Annotated in this window: 21 protein-coding genes and 1 pseudogene; 11 read left to right on the forward strand and 11 right to left on the reverse strand. The window is 73.5% G+C overall.

The genetic code is table 11. The annotated features are described in order from the left end of the window. Positions 1–35 precede the first annotated feature (35 nt). From GA0070623_RS16600 to GA0070623_RS16620, 5 genes are all read left to right on the forward strand, one after another. Positions 36–665 (forward strand): transporter, encoded by a 630-nt coding sequence (locus GA0070623_RS16600; RefSeq protein WP_067300574.1) that lies wholly within the window; start codon positions 36–38, stop codon positions 663–665. Then, complete coding sequence (locus tag GA0070623_RS16605; protein ID WP_067300577.1) at positions 662–973, forward strand: winged helix-turn-helix domain-containing protein; 312 nt, start codon at positions 662–664, stop codon at positions 971–973. The genes GA0070623_RS16600 and GA0070623_RS16605 overlap by 4 nt, the downstream gene beginning before the upstream one ends. Next, positions 970–1,938: an ABC transporter ATP-binding protein gene (locus tag GA0070623_RS31410; RefSeq protein ID WP_067300580.1), complete on the forward strand. Its 969-nt coding sequence runs from the start codon at positions 970–972 to the stop codon at positions 1,936–1,938. The genes GA0070623_RS16605 and GA0070623_RS31410 overlap by 4 nt, the downstream gene beginning before the upstream one ends. Positions 1,939–1,950: 12 nt before the next feature. Further along, positions 1,951–2,688 (forward strand): ABC transporter permease, encoded by a 738-nt coding sequence (locus tag GA0070623_RS16615; protein WP_067300583.1) that lies wholly within the window; start codon positions 1,951–1,953, stop codon positions 2,686–2,688. A 92-nt stretch (positions 2,689–2,780) separates the two neighbouring features. After that, positions 2,781–3,566 carry a VOC family protein gene (locus GA0070623_RS16620; protein ID WP_067300586.1) on the forward strand — a complete coding sequence of 262 codons (786 nt, stop codon included), beginning with the start codon at positions 2,781–2,783 and terminating at the stop codon, positions 3,564–3,566. Here GA0070623_RS16620 and GA0070623_RS16625 read toward each other — a convergent pair. The 4 genes and pseudogenes from GA0070623_RS16625 to GA0070623_RS16640 all read right to left on the reverse strand — a co-directional run. Next, a complete protein-coding gene (locus tag GA0070623_RS16625) occupies positions 3,561–4,352 on the reverse strand; it encodes an ABC transporter ATP-binding protein (RefSeq protein ID WP_067300589.1) in 792 nt (263 codons plus the stop codon). The two genes, GA0070623_RS16620 and GA0070623_RS16625, sit on opposite strands and share 6 nt — an antisense overlap. Next, the gene (locus tag GA0070623_RS16630) at positions 4,349–5,383 is read right to left on the reverse strand and encodes a FecCD family ABC transporter permease (RefSeq protein ID WP_407938002.1); all 1,035 of its coding nucleotides are present in this window, start codon (positions 5,381–5,383) and stop codon (positions 4,349–4,351) included. Before GA0070623_RS16630 ends, GA0070623_RS16625 begins: the two co-directional genes overlap by 4 nt. Before the next feature lie 100 nt (positions 5,384–5,483). Continuing rightward, on the reverse strand, positions 5,484–6,419 hold the full coding sequence (locus tag GA0070623_RS16635) for an ABC transporter substrate-binding protein (RefSeq protein WP_067300592.1): 936 nt from the start codon (positions 6,417–6,419) through the stop codon (positions 5,484–5,486). Positions 6,420–6,776: 357 nt separating this feature from the next. After that, positions 6,777–8,084: pseudogene (locus GA0070623_RS16640) on the reverse strand (M14 family zinc carboxypeptidase); the annotation flags it as partial. A gap of 204 nt (positions 8,085–8,288) precedes the next feature. On the opposite strand from GA0070623_RS16640, the gene GA0070623_RS16645 reads away from it, so the two are divergent. Continuing rightward, positions 8,289–9,662, forward strand: a complete 1,374-nt coding sequence (locus tag GA0070623_RS16645) for a peptidase C39 family protein (RefSeq protein WP_067300599.1) — start codon at positions 8,289–8,291, stop codon at positions 9,660–9,662. Between the two features lie 44 nt (positions 9,663–9,706). Here the strand turns inward: GA0070623_RS16645 and GA0070623_RS16650 are convergent, their stop codons facing one another. The 3 genes from GA0070623_RS16650 to mqnE form a co-directional block, all read right to left on the reverse strand. Beyond that, positions 9,707–10,069, reverse strand: coding sequence for a DUF4229 domain-containing protein (locus GA0070623_RS16650; protein ID WP_067300602.1), 363 nt, complete (start codon positions 10,067–10,069; stop codon positions 9,707–9,709). A 225-nt stretch (positions 10,070–10,294) separates the two neighbouring features. Further along, on the reverse strand, positions 10,295–10,732 hold the full coding sequence (locus tag GA0070623_RS16655) for a hypothetical protein (protein ID WP_067315176.1): 438 nt from the start codon (positions 10,730–10,732) through the stop codon (positions 10,295–10,297). Between the two features lie 23 nt (positions 10,733–10,755). Then, positions 10,756–11,925 carry an aminofutalosine synthase MqnE gene (gene mqnE / locus GA0070623_RS16660; RefSeq protein ID WP_067315178.1) on the reverse strand — a complete coding sequence of 390 codons (1,170 nt, stop codon included), beginning with the start codon at positions 11,923–11,925 and terminating at the stop codon, positions 10,756–10,758. 246 nt (positions 11,926–12,171) lie between these two features. Here mqnE and GA0070623_RS16665 point away from each other — a divergent pair, with 246 nt between their 5' ends. Next, complete coding sequence (locus tag GA0070623_RS16665) at positions 12,172–13,734, forward strand: C40 family peptidase (RefSeq protein ID WP_067315181.1); 1,563 nt, start codon at positions 12,172–12,174, stop codon at positions 13,732–13,734. A gap of 315 nt (positions 13,735–14,049) precedes the next feature. On the opposite strand, the gene GA0070623_RS30595 is transcribed toward GA0070623_RS16665, so the two are convergent. After that, positions 14,050–14,646, reverse strand: coding sequence for a hypothetical protein (locus GA0070623_RS30595; protein ID WP_197699990.1), 597 nt, complete (start codon positions 14,644–14,646; stop codon positions 14,050–14,052). A 415-nt stretch (positions 14,647–15,061) separates the two neighbouring features. Here GA0070623_RS30595 and GA0070623_RS31035 point away from each other — a divergent pair, with 415 nt between their 5' ends. The 3 genes from GA0070623_RS31035 to GA0070623_RS16680 all read left to right on the forward strand — a co-directional run bounded on the left by GA0070623_RS31035 (position 15,062) and on the right by GA0070623_RS16680 (position 18,469). Then, the gene (locus GA0070623_RS31035) at positions 15,062–15,505 is read left to right on the forward strand and encodes a hypothetical protein (protein WP_157517662.1); all 444 of its coding nucleotides are present in this window, start codon (positions 15,062–15,064) and stop codon (positions 15,503–15,505) included. Positions 15,506–15,757: 252 nt separating this feature from the next. Further along, on the forward strand, positions 15,758–17,755 hold the full coding sequence (locus tag GA0070623_RS16675) for a DEAD/DEAH box helicase (RefSeq protein ID WP_407937936.1): 1,998 nt from the start codon (positions 15,758–15,760) through the stop codon (positions 17,753–17,755). 96 nt (positions 17,756–17,851) lie between these two features. Further along, on the forward strand, positions 17,852–18,469 hold the full coding sequence (locus GA0070623_RS16680) for a putative glycolipid-binding domain-containing protein (RefSeq protein ID WP_067312293.1): 618 nt from the start codon (positions 17,852–17,854) through the stop codon (positions 18,467–18,469). Between the two features lie 18 nt (positions 18,470–18,487). Here GA0070623_RS16680 and cds1 read toward each other — a convergent pair whose 3' ends face one another. Further along, positions 18,488–19,579, reverse strand: a complete 1,092-nt coding sequence (gene cds1 / locus GA0070623_RS16685) for an L-cysteine desulfhydrase Cds1 (RefSeq protein WP_067312290.1) — start codon at positions 19,577–19,579, stop codon at positions 18,488–18,490. A gap of 170 nt (positions 19,580–19,749) precedes the next feature. Then, positions 19,750–20,208, reverse strand: coding sequence for an Lrp/AsnC family transcriptional regulator (locus GA0070623_RS16690; RefSeq protein ID WP_067312287.1), 459 nt, complete (start codon positions 20,206–20,208; stop codon positions 19,750–19,752). 268 nt (positions 20,209–20,476) lie between these two features. Between GA0070623_RS16690 and GA0070623_RS16695 the strand changes: the two genes are divergently transcribed. Beyond that, positions 20,477–20,743, forward strand: coding sequence for a BldC family transcriptional regulator (locus GA0070623_RS16695; protein WP_084261470.1), 267 nt, complete (start codon positions 20,477–20,479; stop codon positions 20,741–20,743). A 148-nt stretch (positions 20,744–20,891) separates the two neighbouring features. On the opposite strand, the gene GA0070623_RS16700 is transcribed toward GA0070623_RS16695, so the two are convergent. Then, a complete protein-coding gene (locus tag GA0070623_RS16700; protein WP_067312284.1) occupies positions 20,892–21,518 on the reverse strand; it encodes a UbiX family flavin prenyltransferase in 627 nt (208 codons plus the stop codon). Positions 21,519–21,594: the final 76 nt, after the last annotated feature.

A 21,594-nucleotide genomic window follows, 5' to 3' on the forward strand; every position in this document is an offset into this window, starting at 1 on the left:
CCACCGGCTCCACTTTGTGTTTTAAAGTAGTTTGCATGACACCGGACGACGACACCGCACCGCTCGACGCCGCCGACGCGATGCGGCTGATCCGCGAACAGCAGGCCAGCACCGTCCGGCGGCTGGAACCCGACCCCCGGCTGCACTACTGGCCCTGGGGGTTCGCCTGGCTGATCGGCTTCGGGGTCTACTTCCTGCGCTTCTCCCCCGACGGCCGGACGCTGGTCGGCATGCCCGCCTGGCTGCCGCTGACCGTGCTCTTCGTGCTGCTCGCCGCCGCCGCGGTGGTCTTCGGGGTGGGCAGCGCCCGCGCCTACCGGCACGTCGCGGGCGAGTCGTCCCAGCGCGGCAGGTGGTACGGCACAGCCTGGGGCCTGGGGTTCTTCGGCCTGTCGGTGGTGATCGGCCGGGTCACCGACAGCCTGCCGGCCGACCTCGCCGGGCTGCTCTGGTCGGCGCTGTCGGTGGGGCTGACCGGTGCCCTGCACATGGCCGGCGGCGCGATCTGGCTCGACCGCACCCTGTTCCGCCTCGGCGTCTGGCTCACCGTGGTCAACATCGTCGGGGTGCTCGCCGGCCCCGGCTGGCACGCCCTGGTGGTCGCGGTGGCCGGCGGTGGCGGGCTGCTGGTGGCCGGCGCGCTCGCCCGGCGGCGGCACGGATGAGCGAACTCGACCCGGTCATCCACGCCCAGGCCCGGCTGCGGGTGGTGGTCACCCTGGCCACCCTCGCCGACGGCGACCGGATCACCTTCCCCCGCCTCCAGGAGCTGCTCGCGATGACCGCCGGCAACCTCTCCGTCCACCTGCGCAAGCTGGAGGACGCCGGATACATCGAGATCGACAAGACCCACCGCGGACGTACCCCGACCACCCTGGTCCGGCTCAGCCGACGCGGACGGCGGGCGTTCGAGGAGTACACCGAGAACATCCGTGCCCTGCTCGACACCCCCGACCCCCGGGAGAACCGATGATCCTCGCCCACGCCGACCAGGCCACCCGCCGGTACGGCGACGTCCTCGCCCTCGACCGGGTCGACCTGACCGTCTCCGCCGGAGAACTCGTCGGCCTGCTCGGGCCGAACGGCGCCGGCAAGAGCACCCTGATCAACATGCTGGTCGGGCTGCGTCGCCCGAGCGCCGGCCGGGTCGAGCTCTTCGGCGGCGACCCACGCCGACCGGCGTCCCGGCGGCAGCTCGGGGTCACCCCGCAGGAGACCGGCCTGCCCGGCACCCTGCGGGTCGGCGAGGTGGTCGACTTCGTCGCCGCGCACTTCCCCGACCCGGTGCCCCGGGCCGAGCTGCTCGACCGGTTCGGCCTCACCGACCAGGAGAAACGGCAGACCGGCGGGCTCTCCGGCGGGCAGCGGCGTCGGCTCGCCGTCGCGCTGGCCTTCGTCGGCCGGCCCCGGCTGGTCGTCCTGGACGAGCCGACCACCGGGCTGGACGTCGAGGCCCGGCACACCCTGTGGGAGGCGGTCCGGTCGTTCCACGCCGACGGCGGGACGGTCCTGCTGAGCAGCCACTACCTCGAAGAGGTGGAGGCGCTGGCGCAGCGGGTGGTGGTGCTGGGGCAGGGCCGGGTGCTCGCCGACGACACGGTGGGGGCGATCCGGGGCATCGTCGGCGTCCGCCGGGTCAGCCTGACCGCCGACGACCTGCCCGCGCTGCCCGGCGTGGTCGCCACCGAGCACGCCGACGGGCGTACCCACCTGCTCACCACCGACGCCGACCAGCTGGTCCGCGACCTGGTCACCGCCGGGGTGGCGTTCCGCGAGCTGGAGGTCCGCCCCACCTCGCTGGAGGAGGCCTTCCTCGCCATCACCGCGCAGGGCCCGGCCGCCACCGGCCCGACCGTCACCGACGCCACCGACCCGGCCCCCACCGACCCGACCGCCGCCCCCACCAGTGCCGCCGCCGGCGGCCGACCCACCGCCTGAGGAGTCGACGCCGTGCCACTCACCCTGGTCCACGCCCGCTACCAGCTCCTGGAGACCCTCCGCATCCCCGTCGCCGTGGTGGGCAGCGCTTTCTTCCCCGCCGCCGCGATGCTCTTCTTCGTCGTCCCGTTCGCCGGGGACAACCCGACCGGCGCCACCTACGCCACCGCCGCGATGGTCACCTTCGCGGTGATGAGCGCCAACATCTTCCAGTACGGCATCGGCGTCGCCGAGGACCGCGACCAGCCGTGGAACCCGTACACCCGGACCCTGCCGGCCGGTCCGGGGCCCCGGCTGGCCGGACGGATCCTGGCCGGGCTGGTGCTGACGTACCTGTCGATGCTGCCCGTCGTGATCATCGCGGCGGTCGCCACGGCCGCCCGGGTCACGCCGGCCGGACTGCTGCTCGGCGCGGTCACCGTAGCCGTGGTGTCGGTGCCGTTCACCCTGCTCGGCCTCGCCATCGGCTACTCGCTGCCGAGCAAGGCGGCGATCGTCGTCGCGCAGGTCATCTTCTTCCCGCTGGCCTTCGGCGGCGGCCTGCTCTCCGCCCCCGGCGACGCACCCGGCTTCATCAAGATGATCGCCCCGTTCCTGCCCACCCGGGGCGCGGTCGAGCTGATGTGGGCGGCGGTCGGCGACTGGCGGCCCGACCCGCTCGCCCTGGGCATGCTCGGCGTCTGGATCGTGCTGCTCGCCGCGGTCTCCGGTGCCGCGTACCGGCGGGACGAGGGTCGCCGGTTCAGTTGACCTTTCGCCGGTTCGGCCCGGTGGCCGTCGACCGGTGCCACGATGCCGGCAGGGCGGCGACCAGCCCGCCCCCGCAGCCGAGAGGGGTCGACGTGAGCACCGTCGCCGCGGGCACGCCCTGCTGGACCGACCTGGCGACCCCCGACCTGGAAGCCGCCCGGCGGTTCTACCCGGAGCTGTTCGGCTGGACCGGGCGGATCGCGCCGGAGCCCGAGGCGGCCGGCTACACCACCTTCCGCAAGGACGGCCGGGCGGTGGCGGGCGCCGGCCCACCGGCCGGGCCGGACCAGGTGCCGGTCTGGTCGACGTACGTGGCGACCGACGACGCCGACCTGGTCACCGTCCGGGTCGAGGCGGCCGGCGGACAGGTGCTGGTCACCCCGTTCGACGTCCTCGACGCCGGTCGGATGGCGGTCTTCGCCGACCCGGCCGGCGCGGTGTTCAGCGTCTGGCAGCCGATGCGGATGCCCGGTGCGGAGCTGCTCGACGCCCCCGGGGCGATGTGCTGGAACGAGCTGGTCAGCCCCGACCCGGAGGGCGCGAAGGCCTTCTACGAGCTGGTCTTCGGCTGGCACCCGGAGGATCGCCCCGTCACGGGGTACGACCACACGGGCTGGCGGTGCGGGGCGCGGATCGTGGCGGGGATGCTCACCCCACCCGGTGACGACCCGGCCGCCGGTCGGCCCGCGTACTGGTCGGTGTTCTTCGCGGTGGCCGACGTGGACGCCGCCGCCGCGCGGGCCACCACCCTCGGCGGCACCGTCGGCACCCCGCCCGGGGACACCCCGCTGGGCCGGCTCACCACCCTCCACGACCCCCAGGGTGCCCGGTTCTCCCTGCTCCAGGCCGGAACAGGACGCGCCGGTCGACCCTCATGACCGGGGCGGCGCGGGGCGGGTGGGCACCACGAGAGGGCCGTGCTCCCCGGGAACGACCCGGATCCGGGCCCGGTAGTGCCGGGACAGCAGCTCCTCGGTGAGCACCTGGTCGGGTGGCCCCACCGCGACGACGCGCCCCTCGGCGAGCAGCACCATCCGGTCGGCGTACTCACCGGCGACGGAGAGGTCGTGCATGGTGGCCAGCACGGTCAGCCCGTGCGCCCGGCGGAGCTGGTCGACCAGCTCCAGCACCTCCTGCTGGTGGCCGATGTCCAGCGCGCTGGTCGGCTCGTCCAGCAGCAGCAGGGTGGCGCCCTGGGCGAGCGCGCGGGCCAGGAAGACCCGCTGCCGCTCCCCGCCGGAGAGGGTGGCCAGCTCCCGCCGGTGGAACACGGTCAGATCCAACCGGTCGAGTACGTCGTGCACGGCGGCCAGGTCGGCCGCCGACTCCCGGCCCAGCGGTGCGATGTACGGGGTCCGCCCCAGCAGCACGTAGTCGAACACCGACATGCCCGCCGGCACCACCGGGGACTGCGCCACCGTCGCCACCACCCGGGCCCGGTCCCGGCGACGCAGCGCGCCGGACGGCGTACCGAACAGCGAGACCGCGCCCGGGGCGGGCAGCAGGCCGCCGACGGCCCGCAGCAGGGTCGACTTGCCGGCGCCGTTCGGCCCGATCACGGTGACCCACTCGCCCGGGGTGACCGTGAGGTCGACGCCGTCCAGGATCACCTCCCCACCGAGCCGCACGTGCAGCCCCCGCACCTCCACCGCCGGCACACTCACGGGAACACCCGGCGGGCGGTGCGCAGGACCAGGACGAAGAACGGGCCGCCGAGCAGGGCGGTCACCACGCCGATCGGGATCTCGGCGGGGGCGGCCGCGGTGCGGGCCACCACGTCGGTCAGCGCCAGGAACGCCCCGCCGAAGAGCATCGACAGCGGCAGGATCACCCGGTAGCTCGATCCGGCCAGCAGCCGCACGGTGTGCGGCACGATGATCCCGACGAAGCCGATCAGCCCCGAGGCGGAGACCGCCGCGGCGGTCCCCAGCGAGGCGGCGGCGATCAGCAGGTAGCGGGAGCGTTGCGGGTGCAGCCCGAGGCCGCTCGCCTCGTCGTCGCCGACCGAGAGCACGTCGAGTTCCCGCCGGTGCAGCAGCACCACCACGGTGGTCAGCACGAAGTACGGCAGGATCAGCCGGACGTCACCCCAGCCGGCGGTGCCCAGCCGCCCGAGCAGCCAGGAGTAGACCGGCTGGATGCCGTCGGAGTGCCGTTGCAGCAGGTACGTCTGCCCGGCGGCGAGGAACGCCGACACCGCCACCCCGGCCAGGATCAGGGTGGCCGGTGACCGGTCCCGCCCGCCGGCCGCCCCGAGCAGGTACGTCAGGGCGACCGCCCCGAGCGAGCCGACGAACGCGGCGAGCGGGATCGTGACCGGCATCCCGGTCAGCGCACCGCCCGTCCCGACGCCGCCCAGCGTGATCACGGCGGTCACCGCGAGCCCTGCGCCGGCCGCCACCCCCAGCAGGTACGGGTCGGCCAGCGGGTTGCGGAACACGCCCTGGTAGCAGCCGCCGGCCAGGGCGAGCAGGCCGCCGACGAGGAGGCCGAGTACCACCCGGGGCAGCCGCAGCTCGGTGACGATCGCGATCTCGCGTTCGGTCAACCCGCTGTCCAGGCGTACCCCGGGCAGCAGGTTGAGCAGCTCGGCGGCGACGCTGCCGGGCGGCAGGCCGACCGGGCCGAGGGAGACCCCGGCGACCAGGGCCACCAGCACGGCGAGCACCCCGGCGGCGAGCCAGCGCTTGCGCAGCCCGGCCGGTCGGGGCGTACCGCCGGCGGCAGTCGGCCGGAGTGCGGCGGCCCCGGCCGGCACCGGGTCGGTGGGCCGCACGGTCACCGGTGGTGGACCGTCACGCCGGCACCTTGGCGGTGGCGTCGACGATCGACCGGAGCAGGTCGACCACGCGCGGCCCCCAGCGCGAGGCGATGTCATCGTCGAGGGCGACGACCTGGTTGTTCTTGACGGCGGTGACGCCGGCCCAGCCGCTGCGCGCCTTGACCGTGTCGGCGCTCTGCTGGCAGCACTTCACGTCGGCCAGGAAGACGAAGTCGGGGTTCGCCTTGACGATGATCTCCTGGGAGAGCTGCGGGTAGCCGCCGTTCTTGCCGTCGGCGTCGGAGGCGTCGGCGATGTTCTCCAGCCCGGCCAGGGTGTAGAGCGAGCCGATGAAGGTCTTGCTGGTCGCGCTGTACAGCTCCGGCCCCAGCTCGTGGTAGTAGGTCAGCTTCGTCGACCGCTGCGGCAGGTCCTTGGTGAGCTTGCCGATCTCGTCCTTCATCCGGGCGGTGACGTCGGCCGCCTCGGTCGGGTGCCCGGTGAGCGTGCCCAGGTCGGTGAGCTGCCGGTAGGTGTCGTCGAGGGTGGTCGCGGCCGGGGTGAGCAGCACCGGGACCTTCAGCGCGGTGAGCTGGGCGACGATCTTGTTGGTGTCGTTGGCGAGCACCACCAGGTCGGGGTTCTTGCCGGCGATCGCCTCGGCGTTGGGCTGGAAGCCGGACAGCTCGCTCTTGGGCGCGTCGGCCGGGTAGTTCGACTGGTCGTCGGCGGCGGTGACCTGCTTGCCGGCGCCGATCGCGAAGAGCATCTCGGTCGCGGTGGGCGACAGCGAGACGATCTTCTCGGGCCGCTTGTCCAGGGTGAGGTTGCCGACGGTGGCCGGGAAGGCGGCGGCGCCGGAGCTGCTGCCGGCGGCGGGGGTGTCGGAGGTCTTCTCGGCGCACGCGCCGAGGGCGAGGGCGGCCACCGCGAGGGTCGCGGCGAACAGCCGGGGGGTACGTCGGGACATCGGTCCTCCTGTCGGTCGAGGAGCGTGGTGCTTCGCCGACAGGAACCGCGGTGCGTGCCCGTCCGCGAGGCGCCCTTCCTCGAGAGCGCGTGTCGCGACCGACCGCAGGCGACCTGGCTCGTCCCCACACACGACGACGCCGGCCACTCGGGCCGGGCGTCGGGGCGGCCCGGCGGGGCCGGGACCACGGTGGGGCATCTCAGTTGCGGGACAGCGCCGGTTTCCCACCGGCTTCGCTGCGGGTCGATCGGGTGCCACGGTAGCGCACGACCAGCGGAGATCGTCTGCTCGGTGGGGGTGGGTGGGGCCCCGTCGGGGGCTTACGGGACCCCACCCGGAATGACGTCCGGTAACTCAGCAGTAGGTGCTCTGCTTGTTGATCACGCGGTAGGGGCAGTCGGCGTACTCGGACAGGAGCAGCACCGCCTCCTTGTTGCGGGAGGTCTGGGCCGGGATGACCTCGTCGGGCGGGTAGAAGCCGCCGCCGGCCCCGGACGACCCGGGGTACATCTCGAAGGTGTACGCCCAGATCTTGTGGGTCGCCCACATCCAGTCGAGGCTGTCGCCGTCGGTGATGTAGAGGTCGCTGGACTGCTCGGGGGTGTAGCCGTTGGTGGCCGCCATCCGCTGCCCGAGGGTGGCGAAGGTGTTGTACTGGTCGGCGGTCATCCCACTGGGGGTGTTCGCCGTGGTGTAGCCGAACGGCCAGAGCACCAGCTGCGAGTAGGTGTGCCAGTCGATGTTGGCCTTGATCTGCTGCACCCCGCCGACGACCCGGCTGTTGACGAAGTCCCGCAGCGCCTTGGTCTCCGGCGCGGAGAAGGCGGACGGCCCCCGGTAGGTGGTCGACGACGGCGTGCCGGAGGAGCCGCCGCAGCAGCCCCAGTTGTAGCCCCAGTTGCGGTTCAGGTCGGTGCCGACCGCGGCGGCCCCGCTGTTGGGCTGCCGGTTCTTGCGCCACGACCGGTAGGAGCCGGTGGCGATGTCGTACTCGCTGCCGTCCGGGTTGACAGTGGGGACGATCCAGATCTCCCGCGAGTTGACGATGCTGGTGATCCGCGAGTCGGTGCCGTAGCTGTCGGTGAAGAGGTTGAGCAGGTAGATCGCCATCTCGACGGTCAGGTGCTCGCGGGCGTGCTGCTGGGAGTTGAACAGGATCTCCGGTTCGGCCTCGTCGGTGCCGACGTTGTCGGAGATCTTCACCGCCATCAGGTCGCGGCCCTCGTACGACCGGCCGATGCTGATCTTGCGGGCGATGGCCGGGTGGTCGGCGACCACCTGGTTGACCACGGTGGTCAGCTCGGCGTAGTCGTGGTAGTTCGAGTCGGCCGGCGGGAAGGCGTAGGTGCCCGCCCCCTCGGCGGGGGCCGGTGGGGCCTCCTTCTCCAGGCGGAAGCCGAGCCGGCTGATCGCGGCGGCCTCGGACCGGGTGGCCGAGACGTACAGCACCCCGTGTTCGGCCGAGTCGATGGCCGCGCCGGTGCGGGCGACGGCGTTGCGGTCGGCCAGGGTACGGGGGCCGAGCACCCGGTACTCGGTGGCGGCGGGCTCGGGTTCCGGGGCCGGGCGCGCGGAGACCGGCCCGGTGGCGACGGCGGTGAGGCCGAAGCCGGCGATGACGGCGAGCGCCAGGCGACGCCGGAAGGTGGAGGCGCGGAAGGCCATGGACATCCTCCTCGGGGTACGGGGTATCCCGCTGTGTGCACACTCCACCAGGAGTCACATGGTCATATCAATATCCTTGACTGTCTCAGGCCATCCCGACCGGATCGTCCTCTCGGCAACTATTTTCTTTCCCGCAAACCCTGGCGAAACTTCCTGCCAAACGGGACAGTGAAGGACAACGATTCCCCACCCCGCGGAGTTGCCATGTCCAGCAGAGCCCTGCGCACGGCCGCCCTCGTCGGCTTCGCCACCCTGACCCTGCTCGCCAGCACCGCTCCCGTCCGCGCCGTCGGTCGCCTCGCCGAGGCACACCCGCCCGCCGGAGGTCGCCCGCCCGCCGGCGACCACGACGAGCAGATCACCTTCCAGGAATGGTCCCGGTACCCGGACTGGCGGGCCGGCACCCACCAGGGCACGTTCGCGGTGCCCGGCCACCGCGCCGGGCTCGCCATCGGCCGGCCCGCCGGCACCACCGCGTTCACCGACGAGCACACCGGCACCACCCGCACCTGGGAGTACGCCACCTGGACCTCACCGCGCACCACGATCGGCTTCGACGCCACCGAGCTGGTCGCCTCCTGGAACGCCGACACCCCCGACGGTACCTGGCTCCAGGTCGAACTCCAGGGCACCTACACCACCGGCACGCACACCCCGTGGTACGTCATGGCCCGCTGGGCCGCCGGTGACCGGGACATCACCCGGGCCACCCTGGACGGTCAGGGCGACCCCTGGTCCAGCGTCTGGACCGACACCTTCGCCATCGACGCCGCCGCCGAGGGGATCCGGCTGCGGTCGTACCAGCTGCGGCTCACCCTCTACCGCGCGCCCGGCCAGACCGCCTCGCCCCGGGTCCGGATGCTCGGCGCGATGAGCTCGAACGTGCCGGACCGGTTCACCGTCACCCCGAGCCGGGGCGGCATCGCCTGGGGCACCGAGTTGCCGGTGCCGGCCCGCTCCCAGATGGTCCACCGGGGCAGCTATCCCGAGTGGGGCGGCGGCGGCCAGGTCTGGTGCAGCCCGACGTCCACCACGATGGTGCTGGAGTACTACGGCCGGCTGCCGTCGGCCGCGGACCTGTCCTGGATCGACCCCGGCCACCCCGACCCGCAGGTCGTCCACGCCGCCCGGATGACCTGGGACGACGAGTACGAGGGCACCGGCAACTGGCCGTTCAACACCGCGTACGCGGCCAGCTTCCCCGGCATCGAGGCCCGGGTGACCCGGCTGCACTCACTCGACGAGGTGGAACGCTTCATCCGGGCCGGCATGCCCGTGATCACCTCGCAGTCCTTCCTCGACACCGAGCTGGACGGATCGAACTACGGCACCTCCGGGCACCTGTTCGTGATCGTCGGCTTCACCGCCGACGGCGACGTGATCGTCAACGACCCGGCGTCGGCGTCCAACGCCGAGGTCCGCACCGTCTACCGACGCGACCAGTTCGAGCAGATCTGGCTGCGCACCAAGCGGCACCGGACCGACGGCACGGTGGCCGGCGGCTCGGGCGGCATCGTCTACCTGATCAAGCCGACCGGCCGCCCGTGGCCGGCGGTCCCGGGCTCGACCAACTGGTGACCCGGCGACCGGCCGGCATCCGCTCCGGGGGTCGACGTAGGTGGTCAGGGGCGTCGGTCGTCCCCGGCGGGGCGCGCGTCCCCGGACGGCAGGTCGGTCCCGGACGGCAGGTCGGTCCCGGACGGTCGGCCGGTCCCGGCGGGTCGGTCGTCGCCGGTCGGCTGGTCGTCGCCGGCCAGGGCGGAGCGCAGCCGCTCCTTCTCCGCGCGGCGTCGCTCGGCGGCGGCGGCCACCTCCTCGGCCATCTGGTCCCGCCAGCCCCGGAGCAGGAAGAACGACGCGGCGGCCGAGAAGATCAGCGCCACCATCAGCTTCAGGAACAGGTTCATCCCGACCGGCCACAGTGCCACCACGACCAGCAGGAACAGCCCGATCCGGGCCAACGTGTACTTGACCGCCGCGCTCACGGGTTCACCTCAGCTCGCGACTGCGGGGCTCGCAACCCCGGCTCACTCCTCGCGCTCACCAGGCCACCTCAGCTCGCGACTGCGGGGCTCGCAACCCCGGCTCACTCCTCGCGCTCACCAGGCCACCTCAGCTCGCGACTGCGGGGCTCGCAACCCCGGCTCACTCCTCGCGCTCACGTCGTTCCCCACTCCCTGATTCCGCGTCGGGGCTCCGACGCCGGTGGTTCAGCCCGTACGTCGGGCCAGCCAGTGCACGCCCTGGAACCAGAACACCGCGTACCCGACGGTGAACGCGAGCGCGGCCAGCCCGCCGGTGAACAGCGGCGCGAGCCCGGCGGCCAGGCCCGCCACCAGCAGCCCGGCGAGCACCGCGAGCACCGCGGCGGACAGCGCCGCGACCACCCGGGCCGCGCCGAAGTCCCAGGCCCGGAATTCGTCCCAGAACAGCCAGGCCGGCAGGATCACCGCGAGCCACCCGGTGGTACGGCCGAAGTCACCCGCGCCGGCCATCGCGAACACCCCGTCGAAGAGGACCAGTGCCAGCAGACCGATCACCCAGCCGGCCAGGCTCACCCCGAGCAGGTCACCCAGGGTGAGGATGCGCCCCTCGGCGTCCCGGCGGGGGAACCCGCCCCGCTGGGTGGTCGGCTGTCGTCCGGTCATGGTGTGCCGAGCATACGGGCGGGTCAGGCCCAGACCTGCTGCGGCTCGGACCGCCGCTGTGCCAGGGCGGGCGCCCGGTCGTACTCGCGGACCACGTTGTAGCGGGTGTCCCGCTCGACGGGCTGGAAGCCGGCGTCCCAGATCAGGTGCAGCAGGTCGTCCCGGTGCATGGTGTTCGGGGTGCCGTACGAGTCGGCGTCGTGGGTGATCTTGTATTCGACCACCGAGCCGTCCAGGTCGTCCACGCCGAAGTTGAGCGAGAGCTGGGCCACCGACAGGCCGTGCATCACCCAGAAGTTCTTCAGGTGCGGAACGTTGTCGAAGAGCAGCCGGGAGACCGCGAACGTCTTCAACGACTCGGCCGGCGACGCCATCGTGGTGCGCGCCTGGATCCGGTTACGGATCTTGCCGTCCGCCGAGTCGACGAAGTCGTGCTGGTAGCGCAGCGGGATGAAGACGGCGAAGCCACCGGTCTGGTCCTGCAACTCGCGCAACCGCAGCACGTGGTCGACCCGGTGCCGGGGCTCCTCGATGTGGCCGTACAGCATCGTCGCCGGGGTCTTCATGCCCTTGGCGTGGGCCAGCGCGTGGATCCGCGACCAGTCCTCCCAGTGGCAGGCGTGGTCGACGATGTGCTGGCGGACCTCCCAGTCGAAGATCTCCGCGCCGCCGCCGGTCAACGACTCCAGGCCGGCGTCCATCAGCTCGTCGAGGATCTCGTCGGCCGACAGGCCGCTGATCTTCTCGAACCACTGCACCTCGGTCGCGGTGAAGCACTTGAGCTTGACGTTCGGCAGCGCCGCCTTCAGCTCCCGCAGCACCTTCGGGTAGTAGCGCCAGGGCAGCGTGGGGTGCAGGCCGTTGACGATGTGCAACTCGGTGAGCTGCTCGTCCTCCATCTCCTTGGCCTTGCGGACCGCCTCCTCGATACGCATCGTGTACGCGTCCTTCTCGCCCGGCTTGCGCTGGAACGAGCAGTACGCACACGACGCGGAACAGACGTTCGTCAGGTTGAGGTGCCGGTTGACGTTGAACATCACCCGTTCGCCGTTCAACTCCGTCCGCCGGTGGTGGGCCAGCCGGCCCAGCCAGGTCAGGTCGTCGCTCCCATAAAGGGCGATCCCGTCCGAGCGGGTCAGTCGCTCCCCCGCGTACACCTTCGCTTCCAGCTCACGCTTGAGTCCGGCGTCCATCGAAAAGCCACGTCCCTTCCACCTGCGGTCCGATCGAGCGTACGTCGGGCCACCGACAGGTCGGCAGGACGGGCACCGCCAGCGACCTACCTCACCCGTACTCCCAGGCTTCTCCAAGCTGCCACCGCATCGACATCGTTGTCCCGGTGCGGTAAGACAGGATGGGACGCGGCGCACACCGGCGGCGTCCCGGGTCGCCGCGCCCCATCTCACGCGGTGACACCATCACGCGGCACAGGGAGCGGCATGGTCGACAGCGGGCACGGGCGACGGCAGCGACGACGCAGGAGCCCACTGGTCTCCCCGGTGCTGCGTCCGGCGCTCTGGTCGGCCCTGCTCGGCGCGGTCGCCGCGATGGTCCTGACCACCCCGGCGTACGCCGAGCCGCCGCTGCCCAACACCGTCCCGGACACCGGCTCCCGGCCGGTGGTTGCGGGCGGGTTGCAGCTGCCCGGCGCACCGACGTCCGGCTACCCGGGCGCCGGCCAGCCCGGCTACCCGACCCTGCCGGTCGGCGGGCTCCCGACCAGCCCGCTGCTGTCCCAGATCGATACGCTGACCGCGCAGAACGGCCAGCTCGCCGACCAGCTCCTGCAGTTGCAGAAGCAGCGTGATGACGCACGGGTCCAGCTCACCGGCGTCCAGGGTGAGCTGACCCGGGCCCGGAGCGCGCTGACCGTGGCCGAGCAGCAGGCCAACGCCGTCGCCGCGAACGCCTTCAAGGCCGCCGCCGCCCTGCCGCCCGGCGAACTCGCCCGCGACCTGCACGGGCTGAGCGTCCTCCAGCGGGTGACCCGGGGTGAGCAGGCCGACGACGAGACCACCGCGGCGTCCGGCGAGCTGTCCCGGGCCCGGACGGCCGAGCAGGTCGCCGCCCAGGCGGTCACCGCCGCCACGGACCGGGTCCGGCGGGCCGAGGAACAGTTCGCCGCGGTGCAGAAGGCGCTGCGCGACAACGACGCCCGGATCGCCAAGCTACGGGCGGACAACCAGGCCCAGCTCATCGCGCTGGAGAAGCAGCAGGAGGCCGCCGAGCAGAAGCTGGGCGCAGCGTACGTCGAGGGCCAGAGCAGCACCGGGATGAACGCCAGCCCGCAGGCGCTCGCCGCCGTGCGGTACGCGCTCGCGCAGCTCGGCGACCCCTACCTCTGGGCGGCCGAGGGACCGGACCGGTTCGACTGCTCGGGGCTGATGTGGGCCGCCTACCGGTCCGCCGGCTACTACGACCTGCCCCGGGTCGCCCGCGACCAGTACTACGCCACCCGGGGCCGGACGGTCGCCCAGAGCGCACTGCTCCCCGGCGACCTGCTCTTCTTCGCCTCGGGCAGCAGCTGGACGACCATCCACCACGTCGCGATGTACATCGGCAACGGACGGATGGTCCAGGCGCCGCGCAGCGGGGACGTCGTCAAGATCTCCCAGGTCCGGTGGTCCGGCCTCTACGCCGCCACCCGGGTCGTCGGCGCGGTGAGCGTCCCCGGCTCCCCGATCACCCAGGTCCCGACGCCGACCCCGAAGCCCACCACCCCGTCGCCCAAGCCCACCACGCCCAGCCCGAAGCCCACCACCCCGTCGCCCAAGCCCACCACCCCCACCCCCACCCCTCGGCCGACCGGTGGATCGACCAAGCCGCCGACGAAGCCGCCGGTCCCGACACCGACGCCCACGCCGACCAAGAGCGTGGCCCCGACGCCCAGCGTCTCCGGCTCCGGCACGCCGGAGACCAGCGCCACCCCGACCACGGCCGTCAGCACCGGTGTCGCGGAGAGCAGCCGGTCGGCGTCCGCCCCGGCGAGCACCGGAAGCTGACCTACCGGCGGCCACGCCCCGGTCCCGTCGGCACTCCGGCTGTGCCGACGGGACGAGATGTGGCACGGTGACACGAGGCACAGCCGGTCACCGTTCACGGGACGGGTGCGAGGGCACGCGGAGGGCGATCATGGGCGAGCAAGAGGTTCCGGGGGTACGCGTCGACCAGGGATCCGGCCCCGATCCGGCCATTGACACCCCGCGCCAGCCCACCGGCAGCGCTGACCGCCCGGCCCGCGCCACGGCCAGCGTGCACACGGCGACCGCGCCGCCCGGGGGCGGCGGACCGCCCACCGAGCCGGCCGTCGCTACCACCTACCGGGCGGGCGCTCCGGCCACCTCCACCGACGACGGATCCGCCCCGCCCCCCGCTCCCCCCACCAGGGCCGTGGGCCAGGCCGCCGGTGCCGTGTCCACAACCACCGGCACCGGCGACCAGGCCGGTACGAGCGTCGAGTCGGCGGGGCGCACACCGACCCCGCACTCCACAGCGGGTGACGGGTCCGGGTCCACCTCCTCCCGGCCCGGCCACCCCGTCGACGAACCGGCAGCCCCGGCGGTGGTTCCCGGGCAGCGCGGCGGATCGGACGGCGGCACGGCACGGGCCAGCGTCTCCGTCCCCGGGCTCAGCCGGGTCTCCGCCGCCGAGGCCGAGGACGCGGCGACGGGCACGGGAAGCCGATCCGGCGATGCGGCCGGTGGGGTGTACCGGTCGGTACCGGTCAGCCCGGAACCTCCCGAGCCGGCGCAGCCCCCGCAGCCGGTCCAGCCGCCCACGCCGCCGACCCCGGAGCCGGACCCGACGCCGAGCCCCACCCCCGAACCGGCCCCGAGCCCGTCGCCGTTCAGCCCGGAACCGGCCCCGAGCCCGTCGCCGTTCAGCCCCGAACCCGCCCCCAGCCCGGCACCCACCCCGGTACCGGTGCCGGGTCCTGTTCCGGTGCCGCCCGGCCCGGTCCCGCCGGTACCCGGGCCGCCGGTGCCGCCGCCGGGTCCAGCGGTGCCACCGCCTCCCCCGCCACCCGGCCCGATGCCCGCGCCTCCCTTCCCGCCGCCACCGGCGATGCCCGGACGCCCGGACGCTGCGCCCTCCTTCCGCGCCAGCGCCTCCGCCGCCGTCCCCACGACCAGCGGCACCATCACTCCCGGCCCGGCAACCGCCGGCAGGGCAGCCGCCGGCACCGCAACGCCCGGCACCACAACCGCCGGCAGTGCAACGTTCGGCACGGCAACCGCCGGCAGTGCAACGTTCGGCACGGCAACCGCCGGCAGTGCAACGCCCGGCACAGCAACGCCCAGCACGGCAACGGCCGGCACAGCCAGGCCGGTGTTCCGGTCACCGGCCGTCAGCGACCCGTCGGTCGACAGCGCCACCTCCGTGCTGCCGGTGGTGTCGGCCCCCGTGCTGCCCGGCGAGCCCTCGTCCGCGACCGGCCCACGCCAGCAGGCCGCCGGTGCCGCCCGCTCCACCACCGGTACGTCCTACCGGGGCGGCCCCGACCTGGCGAGCGTCGGCTTCGGCGGCGGCCTCGACGGACCGGGGCACGCCACGGTCGCCTTTCCGGCGAATCCGGTGGAGAATTCCGGCTCGCTGACCGGGCACATCCTGGCCCAGGGCTGGTCCGACACCACGCCCTCGCGGCCCCGGACCACCCGCGTGGTGGTCGTCCTCGCCGCCTCGCTGGGTCTGCTGGTGGCGATCAGCGTGCTGGTCGTCCTGCTCGCCAACGACGTGATGGACGGCCTGGTCGGCAACATGCTGTCCCAGTAAGATCGACCGATCGGGGTGGACAGGATGCGCTGGTGGGCGGCTCTGCCGGGTGGCTACGGCCGATCGGAGGGGGTGAGTCCGCCCACTCCGGGCCCGGAGTGCGCTGGCGGGCCCGCCGGATCGCCGTACACTTGTCGGGATCACTGACCTGGCGCGCGTGGCGTGCCCCTGGGCGATCTTGCGGGCGATTCGGCGGCGACCTCATGCCGCAGCGGGCCATCGCGAAGATGCGCCCCGCTCGAAAGGCATTTCTTGACCACCTCTGTTGACCCCGGCACCATTCCGTCCGCCCCCGACCTGCCGACCGGTGACCTCACCGGCAGCGCCCCGGCCCCGGCCACCCCCGTCGTCGGCTTCGCCGACCTGGGGCTGCCCCGGCAGCTGGTCGACGCCCTCGGCCGGCAGGGCATCACCACCCCGTTCGAGATCCAGCGGGCCACCCTGCCCGACGCCCTCGCCGGCCGGGACGTGCTCGGCCGGGGCCAGACCGGCTCCGGCAAGACCCTCGCCTTCGGCCTGCCGATCATCGCCCGGCTGGCCGAACGCAACCGGGCCCGGCCGCTGCACCCGCGCGCCCTGGTCCTGGTGCCCACCCGCGAGTTGGCGATGCAGGTCAACGACGCGCTGCTGCCGCTCGGCAAGGCCGTCGGCATCTTCCTCAAGACCGCCGTCGGCGGCGTCCCGTACGACCGGCAGGTCGACGCGCTCCGGCGGGGCGTCGAGATCGTCGTGGCCACCCCGGGCCGGCTCGGTGACCTGATCAACCGGGGCGTCTGCGTCCTGGACGACGTCGAGGTGACCGTCCTCGACGAGGCCGACCAGATGGCCGACATGGGCTTCCTGCCCGAGGTCACCGAGCTGCTCGCCAGGACCCCGGCGGACGCCCAGCGGCTGCTCTTCTCGGCCACCCTGGACGGTGACGTCGACACGCTGGTCAAGCGGTTCATGTCCGACCCGGTGACGCACTCCACCGCACCGTCGACCGCCTCGGTGTCCACGATGGACCACCACCTGCTGCTGATCCCGCCGCACGACAAGTTCGCCGTGGCGGCGTCGATCGCGGCCCGTCCCGGCCGGACCATGCTCTTCGCCCGTACCCAGCTCGGGGTGGACCGGCTGGTGGAACAGCTCGGCGCGGTGGGCGTACGCGCCGGCGGGCTGCACGGCGGCAAGACCCAGCGGATGCGTACCAAGACCCTCGCCGAGTTCCGCGAGGGCCGGATGGACGTGCTGGTCGCCACGGACGTGGCGGCCCGGGGCATCCACGTCGACGGGGTCTCCCTGGTGCTGCACATCGATCCGCCGAAGGACCCGAAGGACTACCTGCACCGTGCGGGTCGTACCGCGCGGGCCGGTGAGTCGGGTGCGGTGGCCACGCTGGTGCTGCCCAAGCAGCGGCGGACCACGCTGGCGATGCTGGAGAAGGCCGGCGTGGAGCCGGCCGAGACCCGGGTGCGGGTCGGCGACGCGGTGCTGGCCGAGCTGACCGGTGCCCGCGAGCCGAGCGGCGTCCCGGTCCCGGTCCGCGAGGAGCCCGAACCGCGTCGGCACGGCGACCGCCCGCGCCGCTTCGGCGACCGCGACTCCCGGGGCTACGGCGGCGACCGGGACAGCCGGGGCAGCGGCGACCGCGACTCCCGGGGCTACGGCGGCGACCGGGACAGCCGGGGCAGCGGCGACCGGGACTCCCGGGGTTACGGCGGCGGCCGGAGCTACGGCGCCGGCCGGGGCAGCTACGCCGGCAGCCGGGACGGCCGCAGCTACGGTGGGGAGCGTCCGGCGGGGGACCGTGGTCACGGCGCGCGGAGCGGCGAGCAGGGTGGCCGGTTCGGGGAGCGCCCCGGCACCGACCGGCCGGCCGGCGAGCGGCGCTTCGGCGACCGCGCCGGACAGCGACCCGACGCCCGGGGCGACCGCCCCACCGGCGAGCGCGGCTACGGTGACCGCACCGGCAGCGGGCGCGGTTACGGTGACCGGCCCTCCGGGGAGCGGGCCTACGGCGACTGCGCCCGGACCGACCGGGGGTACGGCGAGCACACCGACCGACGCTTCGGCGACCGGGCCGAGCAGCGCTTCGGCGACCGGGGCACCCGGGGCGAGCAGTCCGCCGGGGAGCGCCGGTTCCCCAGCGGTGAGCCGCGTGGCGCCGACCGTCGGGGCGGGTTCCGTACCGAGGGCTGGGTTCGTGACGACCGGCCGCGCGACGACCGGCAGGGCTTCGGCGGTCGGCCGCCGGCGCGTACCCACTGATCGCACGGATTCTCGACGCCGCCCCGGAGCCCACGCTCCGGGGCGGCGTTTCCGCATGCGCTGCCGTCGGCACCCGGCTGGCGTAACGTCCGGAGCATGCCGAGGTCACTCTTCTGGAGCCGGACGGACACCGCCGGGGCCGAGCACGCCGTCCTCGACGACGGGGCCGGTCCCGGGTTCGCCGCGTACGGCACCCAACTGGCCGTCGACCCGATCCCCTACACCTGCCGCTACCGGCTGGCGACCGAGGCGGACGGGACCACCACCTCGCTCGCCGTGGAGGTCGAGGGGGCGGGCTGGTCGCGGACCGTACGGCTGGAGCGCGGCGCCGACGGGTGGCGGGTGCGGACCGGCGAGCAGGGCGACCTGGACGCGGCGCTGCGTGCCGCCGGCAGGCCACCGACGGGGTTGCCCGGCATCGAGGACACCGATCGGCTGCACGAGGCCCTCGACGTCGACCTGGGCGGCTCGGCGCTGTTCAACACCCTGCCGATCCGCCGGCTGGGGCTGGCCGGGGCCGCCTCCAGCACCGAGCACCGGATCACCGTGGCCTGGGTGCTGGTGCCGAGCCTGGAGGTGGTCGCCGGCGAGCAGGTCTACACGGCGCTCGGGCCGGGGCGGGTGGGCTTCGCGAGCGACACCTTCCGCGCCGAGTTGACGGTCGACGACACCGGCGTGGTCCGGCACTACCCCGGCCTGGCCGAGCTGAGCTGACCGCTGCGGCCGGCCGGGTCAGGTCGGCCAGGTCCCGGTGGTCAGGAAGCGGTCGACGGTGGCCCGGTGCGGGGCGAGATCGAGACCCTGCCCCGCCACCCAGTCGTCGTCGTAGTAGGTGTCGGCGTACCGGTCCCCGGCGTCGCAGATCAGGGTGACCACCGAGCCCGTCCGGCCCTGCGCGAGCAGCTCCCCGATCAGCCCGAACGCCCCCCACAGGTTGGTGCCGGTGGAGCCGCCGACCCGCCGGCCGAGCACCGCCGAGCCGGCCCGCATGGCGGCCAGCGAGGCGGCGTCGGGCACCTGGGTCATCCGGTCCACCACGGAGGGGAGGAAGGACGCCTCGACGGTGGGTCGGCCGATCCCCTCGATCCGGGAGCCCCGGCCGGTGTCTACCGACCAGTCGGCGGCCTGCCAGGCCGGGTAGAACGCCGAGTTCTCCGGGTCCACCACGCAGAGCTTGGTGGGCAGGCGCTGGAAGCGGGCGTACCGGCCGATGGTGGCGCTGGTGCCGCCGGTGCCCGCGCCGACCACGATCCACGCCGGCACCGGGTGCCGCTCCAGCGCGAGCTGCGCGTAGATCGACTCGGCGATGTTGTTGTTGCCCCGCCAGTCGGTGGCCCGCTCGGCGTAGGTGAACTGGTCCATGAAGTGCCCGCCGCTGTCCTCGGCGAGCCAGCGCGCCTCGACCACCACCTTGGCCGGGTCGTCGACCAGGTGGCAGCGCCCACCGTGGAACTCGATCTGGGTGATCTTCTCCGGCGAGGTGGAGGCGGGCATCACCGCGACGAACGGCAGCCCGAGCATCCGGGCGAAGTACGCCTCGGAGACCGCCGTGGAGCCGGAGGACGCCTCGATCACCGTGGTCGACGGCCCGATCCAGCCGTTGCAGAGCCCGTAGAGGAAGAGCGACCGGGCCAGCCGGTGCTTGAGCGAGCCGGTGGGGTGCACCGACTCGTCCTTGAGATAGAGGTCGATCCCCCACTGCCGGGGCAGCGGGAACGGGAGCAGGTGGGTGTCGGCGGACCGGTTGGCGTCGGCCTCGACCGCGGCGATGGCCTCGGTCACCCACACCCGACTGGCCTGGTCGCACCGGTCCAAGTGAGTCACGCCGGCAACGTTACAAGCGAGGTCAGCTCGGGTTCCGGGCAACCCGGCGGCGCCGCCGGGGTGCGGGTCGGCCACGTCGCGCGTACGGCCGGCGGACTGGGCCGGCGGGCGGTGGAGTGGGACGGGCAGGTGGTGGGGTGGTGTGGGCCGGCGGGTGGCGTGCCGGGCGGTCAGGAGCCGGGTGACTCGATCGGCGGTGGCCGGTTCTCCCACTTGGTCGACAGCGCGATGCCGGTGCGGGTGGAGGCCACCCCGGGGGTACGGCTCAGCCGGACGATCAACTGCTCCAGCTCGGCGATGGTGCCGACCCGGGCCTTGAGCAGGAAGGATTCCACGCCGGCCATGAAGTAGCAGGACTCGATCTCGGGCATCTGCCGGAACGTCTCCAGCACGTCGTCGGTGTCCCCGCCGGAGTCCTCGACGATGCCGATCAGCGCGGTCACCCCGAGCCCGATCGCCTCCGGCTCGACCTCGGCCCGGTACCCCCGGATGATGCCGCTGGACTCCAGCTTGCCGACCCGTTCGTGCACCGCGGGCGCGGAGAGACCGACCTGCCGGGCCAGCTCGGCGTACGACAGACGGGCGTTACCGCGCAGCAGTTCGACGAGGCTCCGGTCGATCGTGTCCACGGAGGGTGAGCCTATCCGTTGCGGCGTAACGTCCTACGACCGGCATCCGTTGGACATGACAGCAGGTGACAGTTCGCAGACCGACGGTCAAGGGAGTGCCGCGCCGGTACCATTTACTAACTTCTCACTCCGTGCGTTTTTCGCGTTTGGCGGACAGGCCAGTTCGCTGGTGCTGTAATTGCCATACGTCCCTCATGACGGCTCTGGGCTCGCACCGGCCGGGGGCAGTGTGTTCAGCCGAGGGCTTCGTCGACGCGAGGAGGGGGCTGTGGACACTGGAGATCGCCTGCTGACACCGGGTGAGGTCGCTGCGTTGTTTCGGGTGGACCCGAAGACGGTGACGCGTTGGGCGGCGGCCGGCCGGATAGGCAGCATCCGGACTCCAGGCGGGCATCGCCGGTTTCGGGAATCCGAGGTGCGGGCCCTGCTGGAAGGGGAGGGCATGTTGGACGAGGCGGACGATATGGGCAAACCACGTAATGTGGGGCCTGCCGCCTCGACCGGGCCGGGTCCGGCCAATGCCGGGATGTACTGAATGGTGCGAGACGGGCGCGCGGGCCGGCCGAGAGGTCCGGCCCGCCTCCGCTGACCGGGCGACGACCCGGTGAGAGCCGACCGGGCGACCGGCGGGAGCGGTCGAGCGGCGGGAGCGGTCGAGCGGCGGGAGCGGTCGAGCGGCCCGGTCAGCGTTCCGCGGCCAACTCGCCCGACCAACGCCGGAACAGCGTGTGCGGTACGCCGAGGGCGTCCAGCACCTTGCCGGCCACGAAATCGACCAGCTGCGCCGCGGTGGCGGACGCCCCCGAGCCGTAGAAGCCGGGGCTGGCCGGCAGCACCACCGCACCGGCGTCGTGCAGTGCGATCAGGTGCTCCAGGTGGCTCCGGGTCACCGGGGTCTCCCGGGGCACCAGCACCACCGGACGCCGTTCCTTGAGGTTGACCTCGGCGGCGCGTTGCAGCAGGTCCTTTGACAGTCCGATGGCGATGCCCGCGCAGGCCGCCGTGCTGGCCGGCACCACCGCCATCCCCCGTACCCGGTAGGAGCCGCTGCTCGGGCCGGCGGCGATGTCACCGGCGGGCCAGTGCCGCACGTCGTCGGGGGCGAGATCCCGACCCAGCCAGCCCGCGAGGTCCTCGGCCCAGTGGGCGTCCCGGAACGGCCGGCCGGTCTCGTCGAGGACCGTCAGCCGGGCGGCCCGGGAGACGATCAGGTCCACCGGCTGTCCCGCGTCGAGCAGACCCCGGACGACGGCCGCCGCGTACGGGGTACCGGACGCCCCGGACACCCCCACCACCCATGGTTCACGCATCCGTCCAGCCTGCCTGGTGTACCCCGGCGGGCGACGCGCACCCCCGGAAACACCGCCCCCACCCCGCCCACCGGAC

The sequence above is a fragment of the Micromonospora rifamycinica genome (assembly GCF_900090265.1).
Classification (GTDB): domain Bacteria; phylum Actinomycetota; class Actinomycetes; order Mycobacteriales; family Micromonosporaceae; genus Micromonospora; species Micromonospora rifamycinica.

Excerpts from the sequence above, each read along its gene's own strand:
- GA0070623_RS16600 (WP_067300574.1), top strand. The coding sequence starts at position 36 with ATGACACCGGACGACGACACCGCACCGCTCGACGCCGCCGACGCGATG.
- GA0070623_RS16655 (WP_067315176.1), bottom strand. The coding sequence starts at position 10,732 with ATGACCGGACGACAGCCGACCACCCAGCGGGGCGGGTTCCCCCGCCGG.
- GA0070623_RS16680 (WP_067312293.1), top strand. The coding sequence starts at position 17,852 with ATGCCGAGGTCACTCTTCTGGAGCCGGACGGACACCGCCGGGGCCGAG.
- GA0070623_RS16700 (WP_067312284.1), bottom strand. The coding sequence starts at position 21,518 with ATGCGTGAACCATGGGTGGTGGGGGTGTCCGGGGCGTCCGGTACCCCG.
- GA0070623_RS16635 (WP_067300592.1), bottom strand. The coding sequence starts at position 6,419 with ATGTCCCGACGTACCCCCCGGCTGTTCGCCGCGACCCTCGCGGTGGCC.
- GA0070623_RS31410 (WP_067300580.1), top strand. The coding sequence starts at position 970 with ATGATCCTCGCCCACGCCGACCAGGCCACCCGCCGGTACGGCGACGTC.
- mqnE (WP_067315178.1), bottom strand. The coding sequence starts at position 11,925 with ATGGACGCCGGACTCAAGCGTGAGCTGGAAGCGAAGGTGTACGCGGGG.
- GA0070623_RS16645 (WP_067300599.1), top strand. The coding sequence starts at position 8,289 with ATGTCCAGCAGAGCCCTGCGCACGGCCGCCCTCGTCGGCTTCGCCACC.
- GA0070623_RS16605 (WP_067300577.1), top strand. The coding sequence starts at position 662 with ATGAGCGAACTCGACCCGGTCATCCACGCCCAGGCCCGGCTGCGGGTG.
- GA0070623_RS16665 (WP_067315181.1), top strand. The coding sequence starts at position 12,172 with ATGGTCGACAGCGGGCACGGGCGACGGCAGCGACGACGCAGGAGCCCA.